Origin of the sequence: Dickeya chrysanthemi NCPPB 402 (genome assembly GCF_000406105.1) — a bacterium.
Classification (GTDB): Bacteria; Pseudomonadota; Gammaproteobacteria; order Enterobacterales; family Enterobacteriaceae; genus Dickeya; species Dickeya chrysanthemi.
Window position 1 is genome coordinate 936533 of sequence record NZ_CM001974.1, and the last position, 24796, is coordinate 961328.

Consider the following 24796-nt stretch of genomic DNA (forward strand, 5'->3'; position numbering starts at 1 on the left):
CCAGCAAGCCTCTGGCAAACGAAGCGTGAGGCGTCGTCACTTAGCGCATCTCCGGTAGCGATGACTCGTCATGATAGCCCCGCCACCACACCAGCAGACCCAACAGGCTCAGAAGACACCCGGCGCCTGAGACGCCGAGCCAGCCGAAATGCTGGTAAGCGTAAGCGGAGATCACCGAGCCGAGGGCGCCGCCGATGAAATAGCTGGTCATGTAACCGGCAGTGAGGCGATTACGCGCCTCCGGCTGTATGCGGTACGTCACGCTTTGATTGGTGACATGCATCCCCTGAACCGCCATGTCCAGCACGACGATGCCGATCAGCAGCGGCACTATGGCATTGACGCCGGCGGCGATCGGCAGCCACGACAAAATCAGCAACAACCAGCCTACCGTAGTGGAGAGCCTGGCTTTACCCTGGTCCACCAGTCGGCCTGCACGGCCGGCGGCCAGCGCGCCCGCCGCTCCGGCCAGCCCGAATAGTCCGATCACGCCTTCGCTGTAGTGGTAAGGCGCGGCGGAAAGCAGAAACGCCATTGATGTCCACATGATGCTGAAATTGGAGAATGAAATCGCGCCCATGAGCGCACGGGTGCGCAACACGCGGGAGTTGCCGAAGAGCCGGAAGATGGAAATGAGTAACTGCAGGTAATTCAGATCAGTGGATGGACGATACTGCGGCAGCGCGCGCCACATCAACAGCGCCATTGCCGTCATCAATAGACTGGCTACCCAATAGACCGTGCGCCAGTCCCCCAACGAGGCCAGCGCGCCGGCCAGCGTTCTGGCCAGCAGGATGCCGAGCAACAGGCCGCTCATAATGGTCCCAACGACTTTGCCTCGATGTGCCGGTGAAGCCAGCGTCGCTGCCAGCGGTACCAGAATCTGTGCTACCACCGAGAACAAACCGGTTATGGCGGTGCCGGTCACCATCAGCCATAACGATGGTGCGGAGGCGGTAATCAACATGCCGCCCGCCGCCAGCAGTGTCATACCGACAATTAAGCGGCGGCGCTCAAACCGGTCGCCCAACGGCACCAGAAACATCAGGCCGCAGGCATAGCCCAGTTGGGCTGCGGTGACGATAAAACCGGCCTGATTGACCGACAGGCTGAAGGCTTGAGCGATAGCGTCCAACAAGGGTTGAGCATAATAGTTGCTGGCAACCGCCAACCCGGTGGCGGCGGACATTAACAACGTCAGTGCCGGAGTTAAGCCGACGGAGGAGGAAGATACGGACATGTGGAATGGTTAACTTGATGTTGCGCTTGAATAATTGATTTAGTATTGAACAGTCACGCTGGAGAATCCAGCAATTTGTCTTATAAATTCTCATGAGAATAATCAGGCGTTTTATCAGACAGGCCAGAAAGAATGGGCTATCGGAGGCGGTTTAGCTGTCGTGACGCGAGGGAAAAAAGCGTGAGGATACCCACTCCGGTATCCTCCAGATGATGTCGTTGCGATCGCTGTGCTGTTTGGCGAATGTACTGTTTGGTGAATGTACTGTTTGGCGAATGTGCTATTTGGCGGCGGCGCGGGCGGAATCAATCCAACGATTAAATTGCGCCTGGTGCGCGTTAACCCAGCCGTTGACGTGGCGTTCGATATCCTCCTGAGACGCTTCGCCCTGATGCATACGCAGGTTCTGGGCATTAATGTCTGCCAGCGGCAGTTTCATGATGGCGAACAGTTTGGCCGCCGCAGGGTTCTTTTCAGCCCAGGCTTTGTTGGCGATGATGCGCATCTTGTTGACCGGAAAACCGTAATTGGCGCCATTGGGTAATTGGGTGTCGGTATTTTTCTGTTTGCCGGGCAGCGAGGAGAATGGTACCTGCAGCCACACCACGTCCCGTCCCGGCACCAGCACATCGCTTACCCAGTACGGCGTCCAGGTGAAATAAAGAATCGATTTCCCTTGTTTGTAACGCGTGATCGTGTCGGCGATTAACGCCGCGTAGTTCCCCTGATTGTGGTTGACGGTATTATTCAGCCCGTAAGCCTGAATCTGATGATTAATCACGCCATCACATCCCCAACCGGGGTTACAGCCGGTCAGATCCGCTTTGCCGTCGCCGTTGGTGTCGAACAAGGCGGCCAGCTTGGGATCCTTGAGCTGATCCAAACGAGTAATGTGGTATTTATCGGCGGTTTTCTTGTCGATCAGATACCCTTGTGCCGCACCGGAAACATAGACGCCCTGACGATAGAAGGCGGCGTCGCCGCCGGCCGCCTGATACATGTCGTCATGCAACGGTTGCCAGTTGACTGCACTGAATGTGGCGTCGCCGTTGGCGATCGAGGTGTAACCGACGTTGTAGTCGACTTCGCTGGGGGTATCGACGGTATAACCCAGTTTCTCCAACGCCTTGCTGACCAGCAGCGTCTGGAAGGTTTCTTCAGAAAGAGTGCTTTGCACCGGCTTGACGGTGATGCCTTTGCCGGGAAGGTCGTCGGCGGCAAACAAGCCGGTACTCAGTACGGTAGTCAGGGCAAGCGTTGCCATGCTGATATTACGCATACGGATAGTCCTCATGTTGATTCAATACGTGGTCGCCAGCGACTGGCTGTCGTATCAAAAGGCGCAGCCGGGCGTTATCGGCCGCAAGTTCAGACGGTGCCGACCGGATGGGTCATCCCTGGGATGTGAGGAAAGGGCGAATCAACCACCCCAGCGGCCCACGCTGGAACCAGTGGCGATGACTGCGGCTGCGGGCATCGCGCCCCAGCGATTGGGTCAAACGGTCCAGAATGATGGCCAGAATGACGATGCTGACTCCGCCGATGGAAGCCAGCCCCATGTCGAGGCGGCCGATGCCGCGCAACACCATCTGCCCAAGCCCGCCGACGGCGATCATCGAGGCGATGACGACCATCGACAGCGTCAGCATCAGTGTTTGGTTGATACCGGCCATGATGGTAGGCATCGCCAGCGGCAACTGGACCTTGAACAGCATCTGGCGCGGGCTGGCGCCAAAGGATTGCGCCGCTTCCACCAGATCGGCCGGCACCTGGCGAATGCCGAGTATGGTCAGACGAACAATCGGCGGCAGAGCGAAAATAATCGTCACGACGACGCCCGGCACGTTGCCGATACCGAATAGCATCACTATCGGCACCAGGTAAACGAAGGCCGGGGTGGTTTGCATGGCATCCAGCAGCGGACGCACAACGCGGGCGGCGCGGTCGCTATGCGCCAGCCAGATACCCAGCGGCAAGCCGAGAATGATGCAGAAAAACAGTGCCGTCAGCACCAGCGCCAGTGTCACCATCGCCTGAGACCAGGCGCCGATAGCGCCGATGATGACCAGCGACAGCAATGTCGCGACGCCCATGCCGAAACTGGAGACCTGCCAGGCCAGCAGAGAAAACGCCAGAATAGCGACGGGGGCAGGCAGGCTGGTCAGCAGTTGTTGAAAACCGGTGAGAATGACATCGACCGGCACGCGGATACCCTGAAACAGCGGGCGAAAATGCAATACCAGCCAGTCGATGCCTTCCGTCACCCAACGGTCGAGCGGCACCAGCGTATGCCGGAACGGATCCATCAGGTTGATGTGCTCAGGTGCCGGCGTCGGCGTGTTCAGCCAGTCGCTGCCATCCTGATGTACGTCATTGGCGGCGGGTGGGGGCGACGTATTCCAGGCATCGTCAGGGTTATCTTGCGTCTGAGCGTTTCCCGCCGGCGCGGATGAGGCCACCCAGGGATCGGTTTGCGCCGGGTGGCCGCCGGATGAACTCACCGCGGCCGGGTGGTGGTTGGCGGCGTTGGCGGTGGGATCCGGTAGTTGGCTTTCTTCCCAGGGATTTTGCGTGGTATCAGTCATGCAGCGTACTCTCCTTATCCAGTGCCTGCAGCAGCATCCCCTTGGAGATAATGCCGAGGTATTCATGGTGTTCCCCCACAACAGGTACGGCGCAGGGTGCCTGAGCCACCTGAGATATCAGCTCGTTGAGCGACATATCCCCAGGAACCGGCAACGGTGCGGGCAGCAGCGCCTGCTCCAGCGGCTGCTGATCACGCAGCGCCTGTTTGAGTGAATCAATGGAGACTACGCCGATGAATTTACGGCCCCGTTCCAGCACATAGCCGTACTCGCGATCCTCTTCTTGCAGGATCTTCAGCGCGGATCGCGGGCCGACGCCCGGCGTTTTGCGGATGATCGTGACCGGACGGCGGCGAGCGATGTCTTTGGCGCTGAACACATGGCTGATGTCCACGCCGCGGAAGAACGTGCGTACATAGTCGTTGGCCGGATTATTGAGGATCTCATCCGGCGTGCCGACCTGGACCACCTCGCCGCTATGCATGATGGCGATGCGATCGCCGATGCGCATAGCTTCATCCAGATCGTGCGAGATGAAAACGATGGTACGTTGCTGACGCGCCTGTAGCTTGATCAGCTCATCCTGCATCTCGGTACGGATCAACGGGTCAAGCGCGGAAAAGGCTTCGTCCATCAGCAAAATGTCCGGATCGTTGGCCAGCGCACGGGCCAGGCCGACACGCTGGCGCATGCCACCGGAGAGCTCGTCCGGGTAGGTGCCGGCGTATGTTTCGAGCCCGACCTGCTGCAAGGCATGCAGCGCTTTTTGCTCGCGTTTTTCGCGGGGCACGCCGGCTAAATCCATGCCGAATGCGGTATTGTCGAGCACATTCAGGTGAGGCATCAGCGCGAAAGACTGAAACACCATGCTGATCTTCTTACGACGCAGGGCACGCAATGCACCGTCCGGCAGGCGGGAAATATCCTCGCCGTCGATCAGCACCTGGCCGCGTGTCGGTTCTATCAGGCGATTGAGAAGGCGTACCAGAGTGGATTTACCGGAACCGGATAATCCCATGATCACAAAAACTTCGCCTTCTTCAATGGTCAGATTGGCGTCTTTCACGCCGACAGTCAGACCGGTTTTCTCAAATATTTGATCTTTATTGAGCCCTTGTTCCAGAAGCCTGAAAGCCCGGTTTGGATGCTCGCCGAATATCTTATACAGATGTTTTACTTCAATTTTAATTGCCATGTAATTAAAGGTTTCCTGTGCGGTGTGATTTTTATTTTGACCTCGTTGTGGGTAAGACTGTTTATACCCTAACCAGAATTAATCCATGTGACAACCCTTGAGTTTGTCCTGGTTTATGTATTGCATTAACGGATGAACGATATTTTTGTAAGCGGGGGTGTTGGAGTTTTAAAAAATGAAACAGAATTATCCTGTAGGTAAAAATATTAATTTATTTTTATTTTTCAATGTATTGTCGAGTTTTTTGTTGTGGGTTTTATCAGCGTGATACGTGTGTTTCCTCATGGCGACAATAATAAATTTTTTGCGGATTTGGATGGTAAATATATGGTTTTTTTGAAATTCATTTGTTTTTTATGCGTATTCCTGTTTGGAAAATGGTTTTTTTTCGTGACTCTATTCATGGTATGAGTCGACTTATAAGATGGTGATGTCAGGATTTGGGGGGCGATGTTGTTCGGAGTTATTTCGTGGGAAATAGCCTGATCAAGCCTGGGAATAATCAGAGGATTCTGAATTTATTCGTCACCGGAATATGTGAGGAAAATAAAGCGGGAGCGGTAAATATACCCAAAATAATTCGATTTGCAGCCAGGCGGCGGAATAAGAGCCAGGCGGCGGAATAAATAGCCGGATCGCGATGCCGTGTCGCGATCCGGAAATGGGGGTTATTCTTTACCCAGCACTAAACCCGGCAGGCTGGCGGTAGTCGGCGTATGGGCTTTTTCCCGACGCGCCAGATAGCGATAGCTGCCCGCGCCCAACGCCACGCCGATAAACCAACTGAAATTGGCGACTTCATGCCAGGCCGGCACGAAGCTTATCACCAGCCCGATAGCCACCGACGGCAGCAGCGCCAGCACGGCATTCGGGTTAATGCCGTTGCGATACCAGTAGCGGCCATTCGGCGTATCGTTGAACAGCGCATCGACATCGACCTTGCCGCCTTTGATCAGGTAAAAATCCGCCAGCAGGATGCCGAACAGCGGGCCGATAAACGCGCCCAGCACGTCGAGCGTGTAATGTATCAACTCCGGTGAGTTGAACAGATTCCAGGGAGTCAGCAATACGGAGCCGACTGCGGCGATCATCCCGCCGGTGCGGAAACTGATGCGCTGCGGCGAGCAGTTGGAGAAATCGAACGCCGGGGAGACGAAGTTGGCGACAATGTTGATGCCGATGGTGGCGACGATCATGGTCAGCAGGCCCAACGCCACCGCCACGCTATTGCCGACGCGGCTGACGGTTTCGATCGGGTCGGTGATCATCTGGCCGAACAGGGATTGCGTGCCGGAGACAATCACCACCGTGACGATGGAGAATAGCAGGAAGTTGAAAGGCAGCCCCCAGCGGTTACCGCGGTGGATTTCCTGCATACTTTTAGCGTAGCGGGAGAAATCGCCGAAGTTGAGCAACGGGCCGGAGAAATAGGACACCACCAGCGCGGTCGCGGTGATCATCTGCCAGATCTGCTCGCCGCCGCTGAGGGCTTTGCTGCTCAGTGTGAAGGAAATATTGTCCAGCCCGGTTTTGTATACAATCCATCCGGCCAGCGCCAGCATCACCACGTAAACCGCCGGACCGGCGATATCGATAAAGCGCTTGATGGCGCTCATCCCGTGCCAGAACACCATCGCCTGCAGCAGCCACATCACACCAAAGCACAGCCAGCCCAGCGTCGACAGGCCCAGCCAGTGGCTGGTGGTCAACGCGGTGAGCGACGGAACGAATTTCAGCAGCACCAGCATCAACGCATTGGCGGCCAGATAGGTCTGGATACCGTACCAGGCGAATGCGATCAACCCACGAATCACCGCCGGAATATTGGCGCCGAACACCCCAAACGACTGACGACAAATCACCGCATAGGGTACGCCGCTGAGCTGGCTGGGTTTGGCCACCAGATTGGCGCACAGTTGCACGATGCAAATGCCCGCCAGCAAGCACAGCAGTACCTGCCAACTGGCCAGACCCAGCGTAAAGAAGCTGGCCGCCACCACGTAGCCGCCCATACTGTGAACATCCGACATCCAGAAGGAAAAGATGTTGTACCAGGACCAGTTTTGCTCGCGTGTCGGCGCCAGGTCTTCGTTGCACAGTCTCGGGCTGTAGTGTGCCGGAGCGCTTCCGGCGGGCGTCATGTTTTCTGGCATGGAATCTGCTCCTTTTTTGATGACGATGAAAAATAGAGGTGAATAACCTGTCCTGTGAGGTGTTGCAGGATTTGGGCCAGATTGGTGAATTTTGTATACAATAAATTTATTTTTTGTGTACGATCTGGTGGTGGCGTGATGACGGAAGAAACCAATGAACGATATTTATGGTCTCGGGCAAGAGACAATTTTCGAGCAAAAAGATGACGTTATCTATCAGGCGCTGTTAAACGCGATTGTTGAACATCAATTGCTGCCCGGTGCTCGTCTGCCGGAAGAGGCGCTGGCGGACGTATTTGGCGTGAGTCGTACCGGGATCCGCAAGGTGTTACAGCGTCTGGCAACGGTGCAAATGATCACGCTGTTGCCCAAACGTGGTGCACAGGTGGCGACGCCGACGGTAGAAGAAGCACGTGAGATCTTTCAAACCCGTAGCCTGATGGAGTGCGCCAACCTGCCTGCGGTGCTGGCCCACTGCCAGCCGCCGCACCTGGCGGCGCTGGAAAAACTGATGAAGGCGGAGGAAAAAGCCCATCAGGATCGCAACGGGCCGGAGGCGATCCGCCTGTCGGCCGCCTTTCATATTCAGTTGCAGGCGATTTCCGGCAACAGCGTGCTGACCAGTATGGTGTCGCAATTGACGCTGCGGTCATCTCTGGTGATCGCGGCTTATGGTGCCCCCTGGCAGCAAGGCTGCCGTTGTCATGATCACCATGATCTGCTGACACTGCTGCGTAACCGTGATTTGGCGGCGCTGACGACCGCCATGCAACAGCATTTCGACGATATCGTCGCCAGCCTGCGTTTCGGCGGTGATAGCGCGACCACGCCGGATTTCTCGCGGCTGTTCAGCCATCTGAAGTCGTTCGATAACCCCAAAAAGGAGCAGGGCGCATGAGCGGATGCGTGATTCAGGTAATCAACCCCAATACCAGCCTGACGATGACGGAAACCATCGGTGAAGCGGCGCGGCGAGCGGCGGCACCCGGTACTGCGATTCTGGCGGTATGCCCATCGCAAGGGGTGCCGTCGATCGAAGGGCATTTTGATGAAGCGGTGGCGACCCTCGGCGTGCTGGAGCAGGTTCGGCTGGGGCGCGAGCAGGGGGTCAACGGTCATGTCATCGCCTGCTTTGGCGATCCCGGTCTGCTGGCGGCGCGGGAACTGGCGAGTGCGCCGGTGTTGGGGATCGCCGAAGCGGCGATGCATCTGGCGACGCTGGTGGCGACGCGCTTTTCCATCGTCACCACGCTGCCGCGCACGCTGATCATCGCCCGTCATCTGGTGCAACGCTACGGCTTCGAGCACCACTGCGCCGCGCTGCACGCCATCGACCTGCCGGTACTGGCGTTGGAAGATGGGCAAGGGCTGGCGCAGCATAAGGTGCGGGAAATGTGTATACAAGCGAAGCGGCAGGATGGATCCGGCGCCATTGTGCTGGGCTGCGGCGGTATGGCCGATCTGGCGCAGGCGCTGACGCAGGAGTTGGGGATCCCGGTGATCGACGGCGTCGGTGCGGCGGTGAAGATGGTGGAGTCGCTGGTTGGACTGGGGCTCGCCACCAGCAAACACGGCGATCTGGATTATCCACTGGACAAGCCGTTAACCGGCGCGTTCGGGACGTTGCGTTAATCGACGCCGTGCCGTTGCGGCTCTCATAATAAGGAAAGACACCATGACACTCTCTCAGCAGTGGAGTTCAGATCCTGACTACCCGCGCGATCTGATCGGTTATGCCGGTCAACCGCCGCACGCTCGCTGGCCTGGACAGGCGCGCATTGCGGTTCAGTTTGTGCTGAATTACGAAGAAGGGGCGGAAAACCATGTGCTGCACGGCGACGCCGGTTCCGAGCAGTTTCTGTCCGATATCATCGGCGCTGCCAGTTACCCGGCGCGGCATATGTCGATGGACTCGCTCTATGAATACGGTTCTCGTGCCGGTTTCTGGCGTATTCATCAGGAATTTCAGCGCCGTGGCCTGCCGCTGACGGTGTTTGGCGTGGCGATGGCGTTGGCGCGTAACCCGGCGGTGGTCGAAGCCATCAGAACGGCGGATTACGATGTGGTCAGCCACGGCTGGCGCTGGATTCACTACCAGAATATGGATATCGACACCGAACGGGCGCATTTGCAACAGGCTATCGCAGTGCACACCGATTTATTCGGTCAGCCACCGCTGGGCTGGTACACCGGGCGCGACAGCCCGCACACCCGGCAACTGGTGCTGGAGCAGGGCGGTTTTCTGTACGACAGCGACTACTACGGCGACGATCTGCCGTTCTGGTTGCCGGTAAGACGGGCAAGCGGCGAGCTGAAACCGCATCTAATCGTTCCCTACACGCTGGATGCCAACGATATGCGTTTCGCTTCACCGCAGGGTTTCAACAGCGGCGAGCAGTTTTTCAGTTATCTGAAGGACAGCTTTGACGTGCTGTACGCCGAAGGGGAAGAAGCACCGAAAATGATGTCGATTGGTATGCATTGCCGTCTGCTGGGGCGGCCGGGACGTTTTCGGGCGTTACAGCGGTTCTTGGATTATATCCAGCAGCACGAGCGAGTGTGGGTATGTCGTCGTCAGGATATCGCCGAGCACTGGTATCGTACACATCCGTATCGAGCCTGACGCAATAAGGCACTCATTGCGCCGCCGGATTACAGGTATTAGCCAGGCAATGTTACCTATGGGTTTCATTGTCTGGCTTTTTTGTATTTTGTGAAACGTATAGGTTTCATTATCAATAAAAGGAGTTTTTGATACATAAAGGTAACGTTAAAAGCGTGGCGGCAAGTTAATGTAACCTTTTGGTGATGTTAATGGTCTTTTTGGTGTTTTACGTGTGATATATTACGCGTAATGAGATCGGAGGGGCTATGGAGAGACTGACCGTACAGGCGTTTATCGACAATGCGTGGCAGGATATTGCCGAGATCGGTTTTCCCGAGAGCGATCGGGATAATTACCTGCTAACCCGGCTGGATTATGCGTCCGATTATGGCATTGACTATATGGATTGCGATGACCACCACGCGGTTTCCGTCAATTATCCGGTGCGGATCTTCTTTGACGATGGTGGCGAGCCTGGATGGATGCGCTTTCTGGATGACATCATCCCGGCCGGAGCTAGCCGACAGTATTGGATTGAGCATCTTGATCTCTCCGGGTTACCGACACAGTTGCAAAATTATGTCTTGCTGCGTCACGCCACCATTGCTCCGGTTGGTCACTTGCGTATCAAAGAGTCAATTCCTGCACAGCATAACGGCACCACCCGATTTTTCAGCGTGGAGGACGTAAAGAATCGGGCCAGCGATTTTCTGGATTATGCACAGCAGCGTGGTGCTGCGGCTGGCGGTGCTACAGGTGCAGGCGGCGAGGCGCCCAAACTGCTATTGCGTTGCAATGCGGAGGATGAGGTATGGATCGATACCTGGCAGGATGACCTCGATTGTTGCGATGCCGCCTATCTGGTGAAGTTTCCACGCGGTCAGCGTAGCGAGATTGACTGCGACATCCTGCGAGCCGAGTTTCATTATTACCATGAACTGGCCGAGATGGGGTTCGACACCATTCCTGTGGCGGGTATGCGTCTGGAAGAAGGGCTGCATTACCCGTCGCTCTGGTTACCGCGCTTTGATATTGAATTCCCTGGTAATGGGCTGGTTAAGAGGTACGGCATGGAGTCGGTGTATTCCCTGCTGCGAGTCGGGCCGGGCAGTGCGCTGCGCCATGATCGAACGATTCGCACGCTGATAGCCAAAATCGTGTCCAGCCATACGGTGAGCGTAGACGGAAAAGCGTTTGACCCTGCGGCGTTCGTGATCGAGTGGATACGACGTGATCTGTTGAACATTGCGTTTGGCAACAGTGATAACCACGGCCGCAATACCGCTTTCCTCAGGGACGAGCGAGGGATTCGGCTGGCGCCGATTTATGATTTTGCGCCGATGAAAGCGGACCCGGCAGGCATTGCCAGAACGACCAAATGGCCAGAGCCGCTGGAGGTAGGCGGTGATTATCAGTTTGAGCGGATCGCGCAGTTGTTTTCCGACATTCTTCCACCAGAATTGTTGATGGCAAAATTACAGCAGACAGCCACGCAATTGGTTGGTCTGAAAGCGCGGCTTCAGCGGCGCGGTGTACCCGAATCGATCATCACTTTGCCCTCCATTGGGTTTGATTACCTTCCTGAAAAGTTACAGCGCTGGGGGGTGTTATGAGTCAGGACCGCAATAATAACGATAACTACGCCGATGCACAGGATGTTCAGGCAACCATACGCAAGCTACGTCAGCGTATGCAGGAGCGCAGTGTAGCGCAGACGTATTTTCAGCCGTCATCCGTCGCCGTGGTAACCGAGATAGCGGATATCGCAAAAGTGAGGGCATCAAAAAACTCCCGGCCACTCAATACCAGCGAGCGGCGGCTTGCCATGCAAAACATTATCCGCAGGATGATGTTCGGCGAGATATCGCAGGGAAACGCACTTAAAGAATTGCGTCTTAACGTGTTGGGCCTTCGGCAGGAGGCTTACGCCAGTTTGGTGGGGGTATCACGCAAAACCTTGTCCGAAATAGAGAACGGCAAGGGCAATTATACGGCGGATATTATCAACAAAGTGTTTAAGCCTTTTGGGCTGAAGATGGGGCTTATGCCGGTATCGCCGTCATTACTTGCCGAGATCCTCTCGACCGCTCCCACCTCTGGCGGGCAATCGGATAGCCGGTAAATCTAGCGGCTATCCGACATGCCAGTGGCTATCCGACATGGATATCGCAACCGTTACACCATCAGGCTCACATGGGCCGCTACGATCCGCCAGCCTTGCTCAGTACGCCGCCAGGTTTGCATCTGGCGGCCGATTTTCTCGCTGCCTTCACGACGAAACTCGGTACTGGCGACCGCCATGTCGCGGCCGTAGGTGGTGATCACGGTGTTGTGCAACTGCCTGTCCAGCCCGGCTGACGGGCGGGCGGCGCGAAATTCGCGGATCTGCTCAATGCCGTACAGGTTTTCAGACGCGCCGTAACGCACGGTGCGTTCATCGTGCCAGAACAACTGGTCTAGTACCTCAACATCGTTGCCGGTCAGCGCCTGTTCATAGCGGTAAAAGGCGTCGGTGACCTCGGCCAGTACCTCGGGCAGATTAATGTCGGACGTAGTGCTCTCGGGTGTCATGCGGAAAGTCCTTGTGGGTGAAACGTCATGGGCGGCAGCGCCTGCGCGATGCCCTGCTGTTCAAGATGCCAGGCGGCGTGCAGCGCGACGTCCTCCCGCCACGGCGCGGCGATTAACTGCACGCCGATCGGCAATCCACCGGCGGTTGCCAGCGGCACGGTGACCACCGGCAGACCAACGAACGAAATCGGCTGGGTCAACATGCCCATGCTGGCGCGGATCGGTAAATCGGTATGGTTGATACGCATGGTTTCCTGGCCGATCGGCGTTGCCGGGCAGGGCGTCGCCGGGGCAATCAGCAGATCGGTATCGTTGAACAGCGCCAGCACTTCGCGGCGGAAATGATCACGGAAACGCTGGGCCTGCACATACCAGGCGGCGGGGATCATCGCACCGGCCAACAGTCGTTCACGCGAAAGCGGCTCAAATTGATCCGGTGCGTCGCGCAGCGCCGGCAGGTACTGATTACCGCCTTCGCTGGCGGAAAGAATAAACGCCGCGGTACGCGCCAGCGCAGCATTATCCAGTGTCACCTCGCTGTCGGCATTTAAGGCGTCGGCGACTTGCTGCACAGCGGTGGTGGCCTGTTCATCGCACCATTGCGCGAAGTAACCGCCCAGTACCCGGCTGCGCAGCGGCGCGGCGTCCGCCAGTGAAGGCACCGTGGATCGCAGTGGTTGATCCGCCTGAAACCGATCGGCCGGATCACGGCCTTGCAGTACGTCATACACCAGCGCCAGATCGTCTATGCTACGCGCCAGCGGGCCGATGTGATCGAGGCTGCCGACAAACGGCTGGGTTCCCTGACGTGATAACCGGCCAAACGTCGGCTTCAGCCCGAAGATACCGCACAACGAAGCGGGAACGCGGATCGACCCATTGGTGTCGCTGCCCAGCGCAAAATTCACCAAACCGGCCGCTACCGCCGCCGCCGAGCCGCCGGATGAGCCGCCGGCGATGCGTGTCAAATCGTGCGGGTTGCGGGTGGCGCCGTAGTGGCTGTTCTCGGTGGTAAAACCGTAGGCGTAGGCATCCATATTCAGCAGGCCGGAGAGCAACGCCCCCTGTGCTTGTAGCTGGCGTACGGCGAATGCATCCTGAGCGGCCGCTGGGCGCTGGCTGAACAGCCTGGCGCCGGCCAGGGTGGTTTCGCCGGCGACATCGAACAGGTTTTTTACCGCATAGGGTACGCCAGCCAGCGCGGGCAGCGGCTCACCTAACCGGCGCTTGAGGTCCACGCCGTTGGCTTCCGTCAGCATACGTTGTGCCGTGACGGCGGTATAAGCATTGACAGCCGGGTTGTGCTGTTCGATGCGCGCGAGCGTGTCGCGGGCGATGTCGATGGCGGAAAGGTGACCGGCCGCCAGCTCAGCCTGCAACGAGCGGATAGACAGTTGCGCGGGATTCATGGCCGGTAGACCCCCGCCACTTCCTGACGCTCATCCAACGGGAACGCCATCAGCGGCTGCGCCATCGCGGCGATGCGGCTGAACTGGACGTGCAATTCCTGACGACGGGCGTTATTCAATTCCAGCCCCATCAGGACTTCCATTTGTTGCAGGTACGCGGCCAGCGTGTCCTGATCGATATCCCTGTTTTTCATAATTAGCACCTTAGGGTTGAAAAATTAATAGCCGACCGCGCTGCCGTTGCTGCGCGGATCGCTGGCGCCTTCCAGCATGCCGTTGACGTGGCGAACAATGGCACCGGCGTGACCGACGGTTTCGCTAAATCCGGTAAGCAGTTCCACATCGTGGCCGAGAGTACGCAACGCATCGACGGTGGCCGGCGTGAAACGCTCCTCCAGTTTGAGCGTATCGGACGACTGCCCCCAGGTTCGCCCCAGCAACCAGCGCGGCGCCGTAATCGCCTGTTGTAACGGCACGCCTTGCATCACATGACGAATGAACAGCGCGGCCTGCGTCTGTGGCTGACCGTCGCCGCCCATTGAGCCGTAGACCATCGTGCGCCCGTCAGACAAGCGCGCCGCCGCCGGGTTGAGCGTGTGAAAGGGTTGTTTGCCCGGCTCCAGCGCCAGCAAGTGGGCTGGGTCCAGGCTGAAAGAAGCGCCGCGGTTTTGCCACAGCACGCCGGTGCCCGGCAGCACCATGCCGCTACCGAATTCGTGATAAATACTCTGAATGAACGAAACCGACACCCCGTGGCGATCGCACACGCCCATCCAGACGGTATCGCCCGGCCCTTTGCCTTGCCCCCAGGGGGCGGCTATGCGGGTGTCTACACGGGCGGCGAGCGTCTGCAAAGGGGTATCAGACAGCAGCGCCTGAATATCCTGCGTGATCAGTTTCGGGTCGGTGATGTATTTGTCGCGTAGCCCAAACGCCAGTTTGGTGGCTTCTACTATGCGGTGAATGGTCTGGCTGTCGCTCAAGTCCGCCATCCCCAGCCTGTCGGTAATCCCCAGAATCGCCAGCGATACCAGCCCTTGCGTCGGCGGCGCCAGGTTAAACACTTCGCCTTTGCTGTGTTTCAGCACCAGCGGCGTGGTGCGGCGGGCACGGTAATCCGCCAGGTCGCCGGCGGTGACCGGCAGGCCCAGCGCGGCCATCTGTTTCGCCATGCGTGCCGCCAGCGCGCCGCGATAAAAGCTGTCCAGCCCGTCTTGCGCCAGTTGTTGCAGGGTATCGGCCAGATCCGGCTGGGTAAAACGGCTGCCGGTACGTGGAATGGTGCCTTGCGGCATGAATACGCGGCGGAATTCGGGGAAATCGCGCAGTTCGTGCTGGCGGCTGGTCAGCGCGTCTTCTTGCGACTGGGTGACCGGTATGCCGTGGCGGGCGTAGTGGATAGCGTCTTCCACTAGCTGCGCCAGCGGTAAGGGCGTACCGAGATCCAGTTCAGCGGCGTAATCCAGCGCTGCCTGCCATCCGCCTACCGTCCCGGCGACGGTCAGTGCGGCGTTGGGGCCACGGTGAGGAATACGGCTTTCACCGGCGTAGCGAGCGCGGGTCGCCAGCGAACCGGCGGCACCGCTGGCGTCAATGGCGATCGGAGCGCCCTGCGGCGGTACGATCAACCAAAAACCATCGCCGCCCAGACCGTTCATATGCGGGTAAACCACGGCTATCGCTGCGGCAGCGGCCACCATCGCTTCAATGGCATTGCCTCCGGCACGCAAAACACGCTGCGCGCTGGCGCTGGCAAGATGATGCGGTGTGACCGCCATGCCCGACGGGGCGATATGACTTTGCATCATGAGGATAAGGCTCTTAGTAGACTGTAGGGTGGTCGATGCTAAGCAAAAGCCGTTCCATCTTTTCTGCTTGCTGCCGACCAACGGTTGTATGCTATGTTCATCATAACGTCGAAAAGATGAAACAAAAGTTACAGTGTTCAAACTGACAACGTTCAAACTTACCGTCTTCACACTTATCGTCTTCAAACATATCGTTTTCAAACTTATCGTTTTCAAACAATGACAAGGGCAGGCATGAAGCAGATTGACGAACGGTTGCGCAGCCGGTACAGCGAACTGTCGCCGCAAGAGCAGCGGGTGGCGGAGTTTATCTTCGACCATCTGGACGACCTTATCAGCTACAACAGCGCCGAGCTGGCGCGGCTGAGCGGCGTTTCCAAGGCTACGGTCAGCCGTCTGTTCCGCCGCCTCGGCTACCCCAGCTACCGCGAAATGCGTGATGAGCTGCGCACCCTGCGCCAGAGCGGGATGCCGTTGACCGATAATCGGGACGCGGTGCAGGGCAACACGCTGCTGGCGCGTCATTACAAGCAGGAGATGGCCAACCTGACGCAGTGGGTCAACCAGATCGATCCGCAGCAGTTCGGCGCGGTGATCGCCGCGCTACAGCAGGCCCGGCGCGTGTGTATTCTCGGGCTGCGCAACAGCTACCCGGTGGCATTGCACCTGCGCCAGCAACTGTTGCAAATCCGCCCGCAGGTGCCGTTGCTGGCGCAGCCCGGCCAGACGCTGGCGGAAGAACTGACGGATCTCGACGAGCGGGATGTCGTGGTGGTGGTGGCGTTTCGCCGCCGCCCGCGCCTGATTCTGCCAGTGTTGCAGCAACTGCACGCCCGCCGGATTCCGGTGTTGCTGCTGTGCGAGCCGCAGGTGCATACGCTGCCGACGCTGGCCTCCTGGTCGCTGACCGCACCGCTGGACAGCGTATCAGCGTTTGACAGCTACGCCGGCGCCATGAGTCTGGTCAATCTGATCAGCAACGCGCTGCTGCACCAGATGCTGGCGGAAGGGCGTCAGCGTATCCACGATATCGCCGATCTTTATCTGCAACTGGACGAGCTGGAGCAGCGCTAACCACGCGTCTTACTGGTGCAAATGTCCTTTTTTGGTGCAATCGATTCCCGTTTTAATGCCCTGTCATTGTGCGCTGCGGACTGAACGTCGGGCGCCTTGCTATACCCTCCATCTCCCTGTGATTCCCTGAATCCGCCGCTGTTACCCTTTGCCTGTCGCTACAAAACATCGGCTGATTATCTGGCATACATTTTGCTTTTTAATCTGCAACAAAGGTTTCAATATTTTTATTGAAGAATCTTTGGTTTCAAATTAATTTAACCGGGGGCACAGCAATGAAGATCGGAAAACGTGTTTTGGCAGTAGTTGGCGCAGCGCTGTTGATGGCTCAGGCAGGACAAGCGATGGCGGATCAATGGCAGGATATCCAGAAGCGCGGCGTACTGCGTGTTGCGGTGCCGCAGGACTTCCCGCCGTTTGGTTCGGTCGGCACCGATTTGCAGCCGCAGGGCTACGACATCGACATGGCCCGCTACCTGGCCGATGAGATGAAACTAAAGTTGCAGCTGGTGCCGGTGACCAGCGCCAACCGTGTGCCGTATTTGCAGACCGACAAGGTCGATCTGGTGATTTCCAGCCTGGGTAAAAATGCGGAACGTGAAAAAGTGATCGACTTCAGTAGCGCTTATGCGCCGTTCTTCCTGGGCGTGTTCGGCCCGAAAGAGACGGATGTCGGCGCGCCGGCGGCGTTGCAAGGTAAAACCGTCGGCGTGACCCGCGGTGCGGTGGAAGACATGGTGCTGACCGAGACTGCGCCCAAAACCGCCGACATCAAGCGCTATGAAGACAACAACACCACGCTGTCGGCTTATATGTCCGGTCAGGTGCAGTATATCGCCACCGGCAACCTGGTGGTGGCGGCGATTGCCGAGAAGAACCCGGCGAAAGCGCCTGTCGCCAAATTCATGCTGAAAGACTCGCCCTGCTACATCGGCCTGAAAAAGGACGAGCCTGCGCTGAAAGCGAAAGTCAACGAGCTGATTGAAAAAGCGCTTAAGGACAACACGCTCAACGGCCTGTCCGAAAAATGGCTGAAAGCGCCGCTGCCGGCCAATCTGGGCGCCTAAGGATACGCCATGACTTATCAGCTTCATTTCGCGGCGCTGTGGCCATACTGGCCGGAGTTACTGGCCGGCTTGTGGGTCACCGTACAACTGACGACGATGGCGACACTCGGCGGGATTGCCATCGGCATTGGCGGTGCGGCATTACGCAGCGGTAAGCCGACCCTCGTCAGCCGCTTGTGGGGCTTGTACGTCGAGCTTATCCGCAATACGCCGTTTGTGGTGCAACTGTTTTTCATCGTGTTCGGTCTGCCGGGGTTGGGGCTCAAACTCACCGCCGGGCAGGCCGCCCTGCTGGCGATGTTGGTGAACCTGGGTGCTTACAGCACGGAGATTATTCGTGCCGGCATCCAGGTGACGCCGAAAGGCCAGTGGGAGGCCGCGCGAGTGCTGGGGTTGTCGCGTGCTCAGACCTTTACGCGGGTGATTTTGCCGCCCGCGCTGCAACGGATTTATCCGGCGCTGGTCAGTCAGTGCATCATCGTGATGCTCGGTTCATCCGTGGTGTCGCAGGTGTCGTTTGAAGAGCTGACCTTTGCCGCCAACTTAATTCAGTCACGGACTTTCCTCAGTTTTGAGGTGTATCTGGTGACCACACTCTGCTATCTGGTGCTGTCGATGCTGATGCGTCAGCTGCTGTTGCTGGTCGGGCGACGTTTTCTGGGGACACCGCGCTGATGATGACATTTACTGACTGGGATATTGTGCGCAACCTGCTGCTGGCCGGGCGCTGGACGGTGCTGTTGTCGCTGGTGGCGTTTTTCGGCGGCGGTGTGGTGACGTTGCCGTTGTTGCTGCTGCGACTAACCAAACGTCGCTGGCCGATGCGTCTGACCCGGCTATACGCCAATGTATTTCAGGGCACGCCGCTGCTGATGCAGCTGTTTCTGGCGTTTTTCGGGCTGGGGCTGTTCGGTATCGACGTTAGCCCGTGGACGGCCGCCGCCCTAGCGCTGACGCTGTTTACCAGCGCATTTCTGGTGGATATCTGGCACGGCAGCGTGCAGGCCTTGCCGAAAGGGCAATGGGAAGCCTGTCGTTGTCTGGGGCTGACTTTCACACAGACGTTGACCCGGGTGATTGCGCCTCAGGCGATGCGCATTGCCATTGCGCCGACGGTAGGGTTTTCGGTGCAGGTGATCAAAGGCACCGCGCTGGCGTCAATCATCGGTTTTGTCGAGCTGACCAAGGCCGGCACCATGCTCAATAACGTGACATACCAGCCATTCAAGGTGTTCGGGCTGGTGGCGCTGGGCTATTTCCTGTTGTGTTACCCGTTGTCGTACTACAGCCGTTATCTGGAGAAGAAATTCAATGCCGCTCATCACCATTAATCAGGTCCATAAATATTACGGCCAGAACCACGTGCTGAAAGGGGTGGATCTGGATATTGATGCGGGTGAGGTTATCTCCATCATCGGTCGCAGCGGTTCCGGCAAAAGCACCCTGTTGCGCTGTATCAACGGGCTGGAAGGCTATCAGGACGGCAGCATCAAGCTGGGTGGCATGACCGTGACCGACCGTGATTCGCAGGCGCGGGAAATCAGCCGTTCCGTCGGCATGATCTTCCAGAATTTCAACCTGTTCCCGCATATGACCGCGCTGGAAAACGTGATGCTGGCACCCAAACTGGTGCTGGGGAAAAGCGCCGCCGAGTGCCGTGAGCTGGGCGTGAAGATGCTGGAGAAGGTCGGGCTGGGCGAACGCATCGATTACTACCCGTCCAGCCTGTCCGGCGGCCAGCAACAACGGGTGGCGATCGCCCGCGCGCTGGCGATGAGCCCGAAAGTACTGCTGTGCGATGAGATCACCTCGGCGCTGGACCCGGAGCTGGTCGGTGAAGTGCTGAAGGTGCTGGAACAACTGGCGGCGGAAGGCATGACGCTGATTCTGGTCACCCACGAGATGAATTTCGCCCGCGAAGTGGGCGACCGGGTGGTGTTTATGCATCAAGGCAAGGTGTGGGAGCAGGGGAGCGGCGATGTGCTGTTCGCCAATCCGCAGACCGCCGAATTGAAACAGTTTATCGCCTCGGTACGGCTGTAGCGCCGTAAGCGGTATCGGCTATTACGATTTTTATGCTTTAAGGACATCAGGAGTTCATCACATGCCTAACGACCTGTTTGCACAGATCAATCCGCCCCATCGTTTGCTCATGGGGCCCGGCCCGATCAATGCCGACCCGCGCGTACTGCGCGCGATGGCCAGCCAACTGGTCGGGCAGTATGACCCGGCGATGACCGGGTACATGAATCAGGTGATGGCGCTGTACCGCCAACTGTTCCGTACCGACAACCGCTGGACCATGCTGGTGGACGGCACTTCCCGCGCTGGCATTGAAGCCATTCTGGTTTCGGCGATCCGCCCCGGCGACCGGGTGCTGGTGCCGGTATTTGGCCGTTTCGGCCACCTGCTGTGCGAGATAGCTCGCCGCTGCCGCGCCGATGTCCACACCATCGAGGTGCCGTGGGGCGAAGTGTTCACGCCGGACCAAATAGAAGACGCCATCAAGCGGGTGAAGCCGCGCCTGTTGCTCACCGTGCAGGGCGATACCTCCACCACCCTGTTGCAGCCGCTGGCTGAACTGGGAGACATCTGCCGTCGTCATGACGTGCTGTTTTATACCGATGCCACCGCCTCGTTCGGCGGCAACCCGCTGGAAACCGATGCCTGGGGGCTGGATGCGGTCTCGGCCGGGTTGCAGAAATGCCTGGGCGGCCCGTCCGGCAGCTCGCCGGTGACGCTCAGTTCGCGTATGGAAGCGGTGATTCGCCAGCGCAAATGCGTGGAGCAGGGGATCCGCACCACCGACCATCAGGACGGTGACGACGAAATGATTTACTCCAACTACTTCGACCTCGGCATGATCATGGATTACTGGGGACCGGAGCGGTTGAACCACCATACTGAAGCCACCAGCATGTTGTTCGCTTCCCGCGAGTGCGCCCGCATCATTCTGGAAGAAGGGCTGGATAGCTGTATCGCCCGTCACCAGTTGCACGGCAAGGCGTTGTTGGCCGGTATTGAAGGCATGGGGTTGCAGCCCTACGGCGACATCGCCAACAAAATGAGTAACGTGCTGGGCGTGGTGATCCCGTCGGGTATTCACGGTGAGCAGGTGCGCAAGCTGCTGCTGGAGGATTTCGCCATCGAGATCGGCACCTCGTTCGGGCCGTTGCAGGGCAAGATTTGGCGTATCGGCACCATGGGCTATAACGCACGTAAAGACTGCGTGATGCAAACGTTGACCGCGCTGGAAGCGGTACTGAACCGTCTTGGTTTCCGTTCTGTGCAAGGGGCGGCGTTGCAGGCCGCCTGGACTGTGTACGACGCCGCGCAGGCGCCGACATGAGCGAGGTGCTGATGGACAGCGTGATGACGGATTTCAATGCGCAGGCGGCGGCCAGACGGGTGATGACGCGTTGCGATCAACTGGCGACCATCAGTGAAACCCACGGTCAACTGACGCGCGTTTATCTGTCGCCGCAGCATTTGCAGACCAACCAGCAAACCGGCGAGTGGATGCGCGAAGCCGGAATGCGCGTGTGGCAGGACAGCGTGGGCAATATTTGCGGGCGCTATGAAGGCAGCACGCCGGGCGCACCGGCGCTGCTGCTGGGCTCGCACCTCGACACCGTGCGTAACGCCGGACGTTACGACGGCATGCTGGGGGTGTTGGCGGCGATTGAAACCGTGTCATTCCTGCATCAGCACGGTATTCGCCTGCCGGTAGCGCTGGAAGTGGTCGGTTTTGGCGATGAAGAGGGCACCCGTTTTGACGTCACGTTGCTGGGCAGCCGCGGATTGACCGGCACCTGGCCCGACGGCTGGCTGTCACGCCCGGATGCCAACGGCGTTACCGTGGCGCAGGCACTGACACAGGCCGGGCTGGACCCGGAGGCTATCGCTCAGGCGGCGCGACCGGCGGCGGAGATTCTGGCCTATCTGGAATTGCATATCGAACAAGGCCCGTGTCTGGAACAGGCCGGGTTGGCGTTAGGGGTGGTGACGGCCATTAACGGCGCCCGGCGGCTGAACTGCACCTTTACCGGTCACGCCGGCCATGCCGGCACGGTGCCGATGTCGCAACGTCAGGACGCGCTGGCCGCCGCCGCCGCCTGGATGACCCAGGCGGAGCAGATGACGCGCGATAGCGATCCTTATCTGGTGGCGACCTTCGGTACGTTGCAGTGCCTGCCCGGCGCGGCCAACGTGATTCCCGGTGAGGTGAGGTTGACGCTGGATATTCGCGGGCCGGACGATAAACCGCTGGATGCGTTGCTGCAACGGTTGCTGACGCTGGCGCAGGATATCGCCATGCAACGCCATTGCGCTTTTAGCGCCGACGAGTATTACCGCATTGCCGCCACTCGCTGCGATGACGCATTGCAACAGCGGCTGTCGGCGGCGGTGATGCAGGTGCAGGGCGAAAACCTGTCGTTACCCAGCGGCGCCGGCCATGACGCCATCGCCATCGCCGAACGCTGGCCGGTGGGGATGCTATTTATGCGCTGCAAGGGCGGCATCAGCCATCACCCTGACGAATCGGTATTGACCGATGATGTCGCGCTGGCATTGCAGGCGCTGCTGCTCACGGTGTGGGGATATCGATAATGAGGCTGTTGACAAACAGCTATATTGTCTTGTGAATGGTGAATGTCTTGTGAATGGTGAAGTTTGTTGGGGCAGGGAATAATTTCGTGCGGGATAAACGGTGTAATTTCTTTGCTGCTTCATTGCACGCACGACAAGGAGAGGTGCAAGCGCCACCTCTCCTTGACCACTGGCTGGTGGCTAAACTGCGGCGCTACGCGCTACCTTCGGCGTTCGACTTCGCGGTTCGGGCCGCCCGTGACGCGATTACTCGCCCCATCCTTGGGGCTCGCCCTTCGGGCCAGCGTAAACGCTGTTCAAAAACGCTCCCGGCGTTTTTGTCCAACACGACACGGGCTTTCGCCGCGTCCATGCGGCTCACCCGGCGAAGTCGCCCACCTCAGCGCAGTTTTTGACGCCGGAAAGATGCCTCATCCTGTACTTAATGCGTTTGTCAGCAGTCTGAATCAAAAGCGCTCTTGACTCTTGATATTACACACTGAATCTATCGGCGTCGCGCCAGGCGGGGAAGGCTTCACGGTAGCTTTGCAGCGCTTCCAGCGATAATTCGGCGTCAAGGCGCGCAGGCTGATGCTCGGGGGCTGAAGCCAGAATCGCGCCTTGTGCGTCGATAATCAGGCTGTCGCCCTGATAGCTGTGGCCGTTGCCGTCGGTGCCGACGCGGTTGCAGCCCGCCACGTAAGCCTGATTTTCAATCGCCCGTGCCGCCAGCAGGGTTTTCCAGTGCTGCGCGCGCGGTGCCGGCCAGTTGGCGACGTACAGCGCCAGATCGTAATCCTGACGATTGCGGGACCACACCGGAAAGCGCAAGTCGTAGCAGATCAGCGGCATAATCCGCCAGCCGCGCCATTCCACGATTTCCCGCGTCTGGCCGGACTGGTAATACTCATGCTCGCCCGCCATGCGGAACAGGTGACGCTTATCGTACTGGTACAGTCGTCCCTGCGGGTCGGCCAGCAGAAAGCGGTTAACCGCCCCCTTGTCGCTCTGCACCGCCACGCTGCCGCCTACCAGCGCATTGTTGCGCTGTGCCCACTGTTTCAGCCAGGTTTCTACCACCGGCTGTTCCAGGCTGCTTTTGGCCGCTTCCATGGCAAAACCGGTGGTGAACATTTCCGGCAGCACGATCAGGTCGCGGTCGGTAATCTCGCTTAACAGGCCGTCAAAATGGCTCAGATTGGCAGGACCATCCATCCACACCAACGGTTGTTGTAACAGGGTGACCTTTAAAGTTGACATAAACGCTCCGCAGCCGCATCCAGGGTTGATTCCTGTTTAGCAAAGCATAACCGAATCAGCGTATGAGGGAAGGGGGCCGCGCAGAAAACAGACAGTGGGATCGCCGCCACGCCGATATGCTCGGTCAGCCAGCGGCAGAAACTGACATCATCCTGGCTGGAAATGGCGCGATAGTCCGCCAGCAGGAAGTAGGTGCCTTCACAGGGCAGGATATCCAGCCGACTGGCCGCCAGCGCGTTAACGAAGCGGTCGCGTTTGGCGCGATAAAAGTCCGGCAGTTCACGCCAGTGTTGCGGCTGCTGTTGCAGCATATCGGCCAGCGCCAACTGGGCCGGCGTGTTGACGGAAAACGTCAGATATTGATGTACCTTACGCACTTCCGCGCTGAGTAGCGCCGGAGCAATGCAATAACCCACCTTCCAGCCGGTCATGTGGTAGGTTTTGCCAAACGAAGACACCGCGATGGCCCGTTGGCGTAATTCCGGATGCGCCAGCACGCTGGCGTGACCGTCTGCGGCAAAGCAGATGTGTTCGTACACTTCGTCGCTCAGCACATAGATGTGGCGGCTGGCGATGGCCTGCCAGAGCTGGCGGAAGTCCTCCTGCTGCCAGACGGTGGCAGACGGATTGTGCGGCGTATTGACGATCACCAGCCGGGTACGGTCGTTCAGTAAGTCGCCGAACGCCGCCCAATCAACACGAAACGCCGGCGGTTGCAGGGCGATTCGCTTCAGCACGCCGCCCGCCAGTTGTACCGCCGGGGCGTAACTGTCGTAGCTGGGATCAAAGCAGACAACTTCATCGCCCGGCCGCACCAGTGCGCTGATGGCGGCAAACAACGCTTCGGTAGCACCAGCCGTGACCGTGACTTCGCTATCGGCGTCCGGTTGCCAGCCATAGAGCGCGGCGGTCTTTTCCGCAATCGCCTGTCGCAGCGGCGCCACGCCGGTCATCGGCGCGTACTGATTGGCCCCCTGACTGACATGATAGGCCAGACGCTGTTTCAGGTAGTCGGGGCCGTCAAAATCAGGAAACCCTTGCGACAGGTTAATCGCCTGATGCTGCTGCGCCAAAGCGCTCATCTGGGTAAAAATAGTGGTGCCGAGGGAAGGGAGTTTGCTGTCGGGGATCAGTGCGGCGCTCATGGCTGAAAAAGGACTCCTGCAAGCCTGTTATTGCTGCCACTATATACAGGATGCTAGTATTTGGCAATCAAGACGCTTGGACGTTTAAACGGCT

The 24796-nt window shown here is 58.4% G+C and carries 23 protein-coding genes; 12 read left to right on the forward strand and 11 right to left on the reverse strand.

What is annotated here, in order from left to right; genetic code table 11:
• Nucleotides 1-40: 40 nt before the first annotated feature.
• The 5 genes from DCH402_RS04200 to DCH402_RS04220 form a co-directional block, all read right to left on the reverse strand.
• The gene (locus DCH402_RS04200; RefSeq protein WP_039999905.1) at nt 41-1240 is read right to left on the reverse strand and encodes an MFS transporter; all 1200 of its coding nucleotides are present in this window, start codon (nt 1238-1240) and stop codon (nt 41-43) included.
• 280 nt (nt 1241-1520) lie between these two features.
• On the reverse strand, nt 1521-2519 hold the full coding sequence (gene proX / locus DCH402_RS04205; RefSeq protein ID WP_039999907.1) for a glycine betaine/L-proline ABC transporter substrate-binding protein ProX: 999 nt from the start codon (nt 2517-2519) through the stop codon (nt 1521-1523).
• Nucleotides 2520-2631: 112 nt separating this feature from the next.
• Nucleotides 2632-3825 carry a glycine betaine/L-proline ABC transporter permease ProW gene (gene proW, locus DCH402_RS04210; RefSeq protein ID WP_039999909.1) on the reverse strand — a complete coding sequence of 398 codons (1194 nt, stop codon included), beginning with the start codon at nt 3823-3825 and terminating at the stop codon, nt 2632-2634.
• Nucleotides 3818-5020 carry a glycine betaine/L-proline ABC transporter ATP-binding protein ProV gene (gene proV, locus DCH402_RS04215; RefSeq protein ID WP_039999910.1) on the reverse strand — a complete coding sequence of 401 codons (1203 nt, stop codon included), beginning with the start codon at nt 5018-5020 and terminating at the stop codon, nt 3818-3820. Before proV ends, proW begins: the two co-directional genes overlap by 8 nt.
• A 668-nt stretch (nt 5021-5688) precedes the next feature.
• A complete protein-coding gene (locus tag DCH402_RS04220) occupies nt 5689-7173 on the reverse strand; it encodes an NCS1 family nucleobase:cation symporter-1 (protein WP_039999912.1) in 1485 nt (494 codons plus the stop codon).
• Between the two features lie 154 nt (nt 7174-7327).
• Between DCH402_RS04220 and DCH402_RS04225 the strand changes: the two genes are divergently transcribed.
• The 5 genes from DCH402_RS04225 to DCH402_RS04245 all read left to right on the forward strand — a co-directional run bounded on the left by DCH402_RS04225 (nt 7328) and on the right by DCH402_RS04245 (nt 11900).
• Nucleotides 7328-8071, forward strand: a complete 744-nt coding sequence (locus DCH402_RS04225) for a GntR family transcriptional regulator (RefSeq protein WP_039999913.1) — start codon at nt 7328-7330, stop codon at nt 8069-8071.
• Nucleotides 8068-8805, forward strand: a complete 738-nt coding sequence (locus DCH402_RS04230; RefSeq protein ID WP_039999915.1) for an aspartate/glutamate racemase family protein — start codon at nt 8068-8070, stop codon at nt 8803-8805. Before DCH402_RS04225 ends, DCH402_RS04230 begins: the two co-directional genes overlap by 4 nt.
• 43 nt (nt 8806-8848) lie before the next feature.
• Entirely contained in the window at nt 8849-9796 is a 948-nt protein-coding gene (gene puuE, locus DCH402_RS04235) for an allantoinase PuuE (protein WP_039999917.1), read from the forward strand.
• A 248-nt stretch (nt 9797-10044) separates the two neighbouring features.
• Entirely contained in the window at nt 10045-11391 is a 1347-nt protein-coding gene (locus DCH402_RS04240) for a type II toxin-antitoxin system HipA family toxin (protein WP_039999919.1), read from the forward strand.
• Nucleotides 11388-11900, forward strand: coding sequence for a helix-turn-helix transcriptional regulator (locus DCH402_RS04245; RefSeq protein ID WP_050583257.1), 513 nt, complete (start codon nt 11388-11390; stop codon nt 11898-11900). Before DCH402_RS04240 ends, DCH402_RS04245 begins: the two co-directional genes overlap by 4 nt.
• Nucleotides 11901-11953: 53 nt before the next feature.
• Here the strand turns inward: DCH402_RS04245 and hpxZ are convergent, their stop codons facing one another.
• From hpxZ to DCH402_RS04265, 4 genes are read right to left on the reverse strand one after another with little or no spacing between them, the layout of a single operon-like run.
• Nucleotides 11954-12349 carry an oxalurate catabolism protein HpxZ gene (gene hpxZ / locus DCH402_RS04250; RefSeq protein ID WP_039999921.1) on the reverse strand — a complete coding sequence of 132 codons (396 nt, stop codon included), beginning with the start codon at nt 12347-12349 and terminating at the stop codon, nt 11954-11956.
• Nucleotides 12346-13758 carry an AtzE family amidohydrolase gene (locus tag DCH402_RS04255; RefSeq protein WP_039999923.1) on the reverse strand — a complete coding sequence of 471 codons (1413 nt, stop codon included), beginning with the start codon at nt 13756-13758 and terminating at the stop codon, nt 12346-12348. The genes hpxZ and DCH402_RS04255 overlap by 4 nt, the downstream gene beginning before the upstream one ends.
• Nucleotides 13755-13952, reverse strand: coding sequence for an oxalurate catabolism protein HpxX (gene hpxX, locus DCH402_RS04260; RefSeq protein WP_039999925.1), 198 nt, complete (start codon nt 13950-13952; stop codon nt 13755-13757). The genes DCH402_RS04255 and hpxX overlap by 4 nt, the downstream gene beginning before the upstream one ends.
• Nucleotides 13953-13976: 24 nt before the next feature.
• Nucleotides 13977-15566 (reverse strand): gamma-glutamyltransferase family protein, encoded by a 1590-nt coding sequence (locus DCH402_RS04265; RefSeq protein WP_039999927.1) that lies wholly within the window; start codon nt 15564-15566, stop codon nt 13977-13979.
• A gap of 234 nt (nt 15567-15800) precedes the next feature.
• On the opposite strand from DCH402_RS04265, the gene DCH402_RS04270 reads away from it, so the two are divergent.
• From DCH402_RS04270 to hpxK, 7 genes are all read left to right on the forward strand, one after another.
• Complete coding sequence (locus DCH402_RS04270; protein ID WP_039999929.1) at nt 15801-16640, forward strand: MurR/RpiR family transcriptional regulator; 840 nt, start codon at nt 15801-15803, stop codon at nt 16638-16640.
• A gap of 275 nt (nt 16641-16915) precedes the next feature.
• Nucleotides 16916-17707, forward strand: coding sequence for a transporter substrate-binding domain-containing protein (locus DCH402_RS04275; protein WP_081642125.1), 792 nt, complete (start codon nt 16916-16918; stop codon nt 17705-17707).
• 9 nt (nt 17708-17716) lie between these two features.
• Entirely contained in the window at nt 17717-18382 is a 666-nt protein-coding gene (locus tag DCH402_RS04280) for an amino acid ABC transporter permease (RefSeq protein WP_039999930.1), read from the forward strand.
• 2 nt (nt 18383-18384) lie between these two features.
• Entirely contained in the window at nt 18385-19038 is a 654-nt protein-coding gene (locus tag DCH402_RS04285) for an amino acid ABC transporter permease (protein WP_200864877.1), read from the forward strand.
• Complete coding sequence (locus DCH402_RS04290) at nt 19019-19750, forward strand: amino acid ABC transporter ATP-binding protein (RefSeq protein WP_039999932.1); 732 nt, start codon at nt 19019-19021, stop codon at nt 19748-19750. The genes DCH402_RS04285 and DCH402_RS04290 overlap by 20 nt, the downstream gene beginning before the upstream one ends.
• Before the next feature lie 61 nt (nt 19751-19811).
• On the forward strand, nt 19812-21056 hold the full coding sequence (locus DCH402_RS04295) for a pyridoxal-phosphate-dependent aminotransferase family protein (protein ID WP_039999933.1): 1245 nt from the start codon (nt 19812-19814) through the stop codon (nt 21054-21056).
• On the forward strand, nt 21053-22318 hold the full coding sequence (gene hpxK / locus DCH402_RS04300; protein ID WP_039999934.1) for an allantoate amidohydrolase: 1266 nt from the start codon (nt 21053-21055) through the stop codon (nt 22316-22318). Before DCH402_RS04295 ends, hpxK begins: the two co-directional genes overlap by 4 nt.
• A gap of 471 nt (nt 22319-22789) precedes the next feature.
• On the opposite strand, the gene DCH402_RS04305 is transcribed toward hpxK, so the two are convergent.
• Together DCH402_RS04305 and DCH402_RS04310 are read right to left on the reverse strand one after the other, a co-directional pair.
• A complete protein-coding gene (locus DCH402_RS04305; RefSeq protein ID WP_039999936.1) occupies nt 22790-23557 on the reverse strand; it encodes an amidohydrolase in 768 nt (255 codons plus the stop codon).
• Nucleotides 23545-24702 carry a pyridoxal phosphate-dependent aminotransferase gene (locus DCH402_RS04310; RefSeq protein WP_039999937.1) on the reverse strand — a complete coding sequence of 386 codons (1158 nt, stop codon included), beginning with the start codon at nt 24700-24702 and terminating at the stop codon, nt 23545-23547. The genes DCH402_RS04305 and DCH402_RS04310 overlap by 13 nt, the downstream gene beginning before the upstream one ends.
• Nucleotides 24703-24796: the final 94 nt, after the last annotated feature.